General features: G+C 73.5%; 6 protein-coding genes. 3 read left to right on the top strand and 3 right to left on the bottom strand.

What is annotated here, in order from left to right:
• On the bottom strand, nt 1-424 hold a 424-nt coding region (locus AB0C29_RS30665; RefSeq protein WP_360827390.1), incomplete at its 3' end, for a helix-turn-helix domain-containing protein.
• A 66-nt stretch (nt 425-490) separates the two neighbouring features.
• Between AB0C29_RS30665 and AB0C29_RS30660 the strand changes: the two genes are divergently transcribed.
• Nucleotides 491-790 (top strand): hypothetical protein, encoded by a 300-nt coding sequence (locus AB0C29_RS30660; protein WP_360827387.1) that lies wholly within the window; start codon nt 491-493, stop codon nt 788-790.
• Between the two features lie 16 nt (nt 791-806).
• Here AB0C29_RS30660 and AB0C29_RS30655 read toward each other — a convergent pair whose 3' ends face one another.
• Entirely contained in the window at nt 807-1,970 is a 1,164-nt protein-coding gene (locus AB0C29_RS30655) for a hypothetical protein (protein WP_360827384.1), read from the bottom strand.
• Between the two features lie 6 nt (nt 1,971-1,976).
• Nucleotides 1,977-4,118 carry an alkaline phosphatase family protein gene (locus AB0C29_RS30650; protein WP_360827381.1) on the bottom strand — a complete coding sequence of 714 codons (2,142 nt, stop codon included), beginning with the start codon at nt 4,116-4,118 and terminating at the stop codon, nt 1,977-1,979.
• A gap of 115 nt (nt 4,119-4,233) precedes the next feature.
• Here AB0C29_RS30650 and AB0C29_RS30645 point away from each other — a divergent pair, with 115 nt between their 5' ends.
• Together AB0C29_RS30645 and AB0C29_RS30640 are read left to right on the top strand one after the other, a co-directional pair.
• Nucleotides 4,234-4,722: a DUF6174 domain-containing protein gene (locus tag AB0C29_RS30645; protein ID WP_360827378.1), complete on the top strand. Its 489-nt coding sequence runs from the start codon at nt 4,234-4,236 to the stop codon at nt 4,720-4,722.
• 34 nt (nt 4,723-4,756) lie between these two features.
• Nucleotides 4,757-5,681 (top strand): glycosyl hydrolase family 18 protein (locus tag AB0C29_RS30640; RefSeq protein WP_360827375.1); only part of this gene is annotated, 925 nt, incomplete at its 3' end.

The following is a 5,681-nucleotide window of genomic DNA, read 5'->3' as shown; positions in this document are numbered from 1 at the left end:
CCGCGGCCAGCTCGGCGAAAAGCCGCAGGTCGGCGGCCGAGGCCAGCTCGGGAACCTCGGGAAACCGCGCCCGGGCCTCGTCGGCCGCGGCCCGCGCGACCGTCGGATCGGTCGCGGCGCGTGCTTTGTCGATCAGCATCCGTACGGCGACCGCATCGACCTCCACCCGGTCCGCCGGCACCCGGTAACCACCGGCGACCGCGTCAACGGGCACCCCCAGCCGCCGCACCCGGGAGATCAGGGCCTGCAACGCTCCGGCCGCATCGTCGGGCGGATCGCCCTGCCAGACCGCCTCGGCCAGCGCCACAGTGGAGACAACCCGGCCCCGAGCGCCGATAAGCTCCCGCAGCAGCGCAGCAAGCCGCTCACCCCGCACCGGCCGCCCGTCAACAGCCAGCGTCCCCAACGTCGTGATCGCCAGCACGCCTACCCCAGCCCCGGATTACGCCCGTCGTTGTCGAGGGCGCCAAGACAGACTAGGACGTGAGCCATGCCCGACCGACCGGAGATCGTCTGCATCTGCGGCTCCATCCGATTCGCGGAGGAGATGCGTGCGGCGAACCGTGAACTGACCCTGGCCGGTGTCATCGTCGTCGCGCCGGGCGAAGCAGGCGAGTCGATCACCAACGAGCAGAAGAAGGCGCTGGACGCCCTCCACCTGCGCAAGATCGACCTGGCTGACCGGGTTCTGGTCGTCAATCCCGGCGGGTACATCGGCGAGTCCACGAGCCGGGAGATCGCCTATGCCCGCGCCACCGGCAAGCCGGTCTCGTTCACCGATCCCGTCTGAAACTTCACCCGCCCCCCTAGAAGAACGTGAGGCGTTTGCGGTTCTGGCCGTTGATCGTCGTGAAGTCGCCGCCGGCGGCGATTCTGCTCTGGGGGCGGTCCACCGCCAGCGCGCGGACGCCGATCACCCCGTTCGCCTGCGGGGCCCACGGGGTCAGGCCGCCCCGGCTGTCGATCGCCGCGAGCTTGACCCGGCTCACCGCGCCGTCGGTGCAGGCGCCCTGGTTGCCGTTGCGGTTGGTGAGGCAGGCCCGGTCGAAGTGGCCGCCCACGTAGACGATGCCGCCCAGCGTCGCGATCGCCACGGTGTCGCCGTCGAAGGTACGGGTCCAGCGGACCGTGCCGCCGGCCGAGTACGCGAGCACCTTCCCGCCCTGCCCGCCGGTGGCCGCGTAGACGCCGTTCGCGTCGGTGGCCAGCGCGTTGACCTGGGCCGGCGCGTTGGGCCGGAAGGCGCTGAACACGCCGCCGCCGGTGGCCGAGAGCGCGGCGATCCGCAGCGTCCCGCTCACTCCGTTGATCTTGTGGAAGGCGCCGCCCGCGTAGAGCCGGGAGCCGGCCAGTGTCAGGGCGTGGACGGAGTCGTCGGCGCCGGCCCGCCAGCCGCGGTCGAGGCTGCCGCCGGTCAGCGAGAACGCGGCCAGGTTGGACCGGGTGACGCCGTCGATCGAGGTGAAGCTGCCGCCGACGTACAGCCGGCCGTTGCCGGCCGCGAGGGCGTACGGCGCCCCGGCCACGGAGTGCGAGAACGTGCCCACGTCGCCGGAGGTCGCGTCGATCCGGGCCAGTGCGTCGCGCCGCCAGCCGGAGACCCGGTGGAAGTCGCCGCCGGCGTACACCGAGGTGCCGATGACCGCCAGGGCCCGGACGGTGGCGTCGGCGGCCGGTGACCAGTTCAGCAGCGCGCCGGAGGACGCGTCGAACGCCGCCAGCCGTTGCCGGTCGTAGGTGCGTCCGCCCCAGCCGACGCTGGTGAAGGAGCCGCCGACGTAGACGGTGCTGCCGCGGTACGCGACCGCGTACACGGAGCCGTTGAACAGCGGGGCCTTGCCGGGGCTGGCGCTGACCGCTCGCACCGGGGCCGCCCCGGAGGCGATGACGACGGCGGCAGCCGCGCCGACGGTCAGCAGACGACGGGAGGTGGTACGCAGCGAACTACGTACGAACTGGAAGAAACGCACACAGGCTTAACCGTCGCGGCTGGGCGAAAGTCGCGCCGCCGCGCCGTCGTGCTGCGCGCCACGCGGGGCCAGGTCGGCCAGCTGGAGCTTTTCGCCGGTGACGAGCTCGTCCTGGGCCGCCGGCCGGGTGCGCAGTCCGAGCATCGCCAGCCACTCGACGAGCTGCCGGTGCACGGCGTCGGGACCGATCAGGTCGCCCTGGGTGATCTGCCACTCGGCCGGGTGCACCAGCATCGCCTCGGTCTGCCAGCCGCCCAGCCCGCCGTGCGAGCCGACGAGCTCCTCGAAGGCCGCCACCTCGTCGGTGACCGGGTCGACCGAGCTGATCAGCACCAGGTCACCGATGTGCTCGGACTCCTGGTGCCGCAGCAGATCGGCCCGGGCATGCGGCCCGTACGGCAGCAGCGGGTCGACGCCCTCCACCGTCCCGTCGACGAGCCGGTGACTGCCCGCGGCCCCGACGGCCACCGGCCCGCCGTCGTCCACGATCACCAGGCCGACCCCGGGATGCCCGGCCAGCCCGGGGATGAGCTGCGGATACTCCTGGTCGATGGTGGCCCGGTCGACCCGCCGCGGGAACCGGGTCAGGTAGATCAGCGCCAGGTTGCCGGACGAGACGACGAGCAGCGGCGCGATCGGTGACGGTGGGAAGCCGGGCTCCGCGGTGGCCTCGGACTCGGCCGGGGTCGAGGGGGCGTCGGCCGGGCACGCGGAGAAGCGTTCGACCGCCTGCTCCAGCGTCTCCCCGTGCCGCTGGCGGAAGGTGGCGCCCTGGCTCTGGCCGTGGTCGGAGAGCACGACGATCTGATACTTGCGGGCCGCCTCGGGCTCCAGGCGTTCGATCACGCCGAGCATCCGGTCCAGGCTCTCCAGCTGCCGCATCGACTCGGGGCGGGCCGGGCCGGCGTGGTGGGCCACCTCGTCGTAGTCGACCAGGTCGCAGTAGACGGCCGGGGCGCCGCGGGCCATCTGCTCGGCGATCAGCGACACGTTGACGTCGCGCAGCAGCATCGAGGCGGGCCGCAGCGCCAGGAACGCGCCGGAGCGGCTCACGCGGGGCTGCAGGTTGCGGCGGCGCTGGAGCCGGGCCTGGTGCAGCTCGGTGAAGACCTCGCCGACGCCGAGCACGAGCGCTCGGGTGAAGCCGAACGGGCTGGCCATGAAGGCAGCCCAGCCCCGGGCCGAGCGGCCGGGCAGCGCGGCGTGGCTGACGGTGAGCAGGCTGATCGCGGCGTCGCCGGAGAACGCGTTGCCGATGCTGACGCCGCCGTCGCGGAGCAGCCCCCGGCTGTCGGAGAGCCGCGGTTCGATCACCGCCGCGTCGCGGGGGCGGTTGGACACCATCAGCCGGCCGGTCGCCTTCTCGTACCAGCGGAAGGCCGGGATCTGCCGGGAGGCGCCGTGCAGGATGCCGGCCTGCGCGGCGGGCGTGGTCGACGGCAGGCCGGTGTGCCAGCCCCGCATGGCGTGCGTGCCGCTGCGCAGCCAGCGCCCGATGGTCGGCAGGTTCCCGGCCCGTACGGCCCAGCGCAGCACCGGCTCGCTCACCCCGTCGAGCTGCACCATCAGCAGGCCGGGCTCGGTGCCCTGCTGCGGCCGGCGCAGGGTGAGCAGCCGGCCGCCGCCCTGCCGGGCCTGGCGCCGCCGGATGCCGCGCATGAGCCGGCGGGCCTCCTTGACGAACGTGTCCTCGGTGCCGCTGTCGGCCATCCAGTCCAGGATCGCCGCGCAGACCACCGCCAGCAGCGCCGCGACGCCCACCGTGGGCCAGCCGCTGAGCCGCTTGGACGGGTCCAGCTCCAGGGCCACCGCCATCACGATGACCTGGGCGGTGACGCCGAGCAGCATGGCTCCCCAGCCGCCCAGCGCGACGACCCCGGCGAGCAGCAGCGGGCGCAGCACCGCGCCGACCGCGGCGACCAGCAGCACCAGGCCGAGCGTGTCGACCACGTCCGTGCTGCGGACCCCGGGCATCAGCCACAGAGTGAAGGTGAGCACGACGAAGGTGGTGAGCGCGCTGCGGAAGACGGCCCGCGCACGGTTGATGACCCGGGGCCAGGCGAACAGGGCACGCAGTTCGGCCCGGCGGTTCCGGGCACCGGGAACCGGCACGGGATCCCGCGGGCTGCCCCCTGTGCTTACGGCCACCCGAAAACGATCGCACAAGGCGTGCGGCTGCGGTTCCCCGCGTAGCGAACGCCACTCGCAGGGCGGGCGGAACCGGTCACCCGGCCGGCCCGTCGTACCGGACAGCGTCGACTTCGTGGAGGACTCTGTGCGCGTCAAGACGGTTCTGCCCACCATGCTGCTGCTCACCCTCACCGGCGGGTGCGCCGGCCAGCAGGCCGGCGGCGCGCCGGAGCCGGCCGCCACCACCTGGACCCCGCCGGCCAAGTACGGCTTCGTCCTCGACTCCCAGTGCGGCGAGCGGGCGCTCATCGGCCGGTTCCGGGTGACCGTGCAGGACGACAAGGTGGTCCGTTCCGAGGGCCTCGACGACAGCGCGCGACGGGCGCTCATGCTGCGCCTCGCCGATCTGGTCCCGACGCTGCGGCAGCTGGAGGCCGAGGCGGAGGCAGCGCGGCGGGACGGCGCCGACGTGGTGGAGATCGAGCGGGACAGCACTGATGCCCATCCCACCCGGATCAAGATCGACACGTCGCGGGACGCCGTGGACGACGAGGCCTGCTACACGATCGAGGAGTACACGATCGGGTTAACGGGCGGCCCGTCGCCGTCGCCGTCGCGATAGGTTCGGGGCTCGGCGAGGGACTGGGGAGGCCCGCATGCGGGTCGGACCCGTCGTCCTGGCGGCAACACTGCTGCTGACCGGCGCCTGCGACTCATCTGCCCCGGAGAAGCCGGCGCCCGCGCCGGCCCCGGCCGGGCAGCGCGTCGTCGGCTACTTCACCGACTGGGGCGTCTACGGCCGCAACTTCCAGGTCCGCAACGTCGAGGCCAGCGGCGCGGCCGCCGGGCTCACCCATCTGGTGTACGCGTTCGGCAAAGTCACCGACGGCGGCTGCCGCACCAGCGACAAGTGGGCCGACTACGAGAAGCCGATCGCCGCGCCGGACAGCGTCGACGGGGTGGCCGACACTCCGGGCCAGGGCCTGCGCGGCAACTTCGGTCAGCTCCGCAAGCTCAAGGCCCGCCATCCCGGGCTCCGGGTGATCTGGTCGTTCGGCGGCTGGACCGGCTCGAAGGGCTTCACCGAGGCGGCCGGTGACCCCCGCGCGTTCGCCGAGTCCTGCCGTGCGCTGCTGCGGGACTCCCGCTGGTCGGATGTCTTCGACGGGATCGACATCGACTGGGAATACCCGAACGCCTGCGGACTGGTCTGCGACAAGAGCGGGCCGGGAGCGCTGGCCGGGCTGATCGGGGCCCTGCGCGCCGAGCTGGGCCCGAAGGCGCTGGTCACCGCGGCGGTGCCGGGTGACCCGGGCAAGCTGGCGGCCACCGACTACGCCACGGCGGCGCGCGATGCCGACTGGCTCAGCGCCATGACCTACGACTTCTTCGGCACCGGTGGCGGGCCGGGACCGACGGCGCCGCATTCGCCGCTCACCGCGTACCCGGGCATCCCGCGCACCACCGCGACCACCGACGCCGCGATCAGCAAGCTGATCTCGCTGGGCATCCCGGCGCCGAAGGTGCTGCTGGGCGTGGGTTTCTACGGCCGCGGGTGGGCCGGGGTCAGCGCCGCGGCGC

Source organism: Actinoplanes sp. NPDC048791 (genome assembly GCF_040650095.1).
Taxonomy (GTDB): domain Bacteria; phylum Actinomycetota; class Actinomycetes; order Mycobacteriales; family Micromonosporaceae; genus Actinoplanes.
This window is presented reverse-complemented; position numbering and strand designations above follow the sequence as displayed.

What these genes read in the sequence shown, in the direction of transcription:
- AB0C29_RS30660 (WP_360827387.1), top strand. Translation starts at nt 491, where the DNA reads ATGCCCGACCGACCGGAGATCGTCTGCATCTGCGGCTCCATCCGATTC.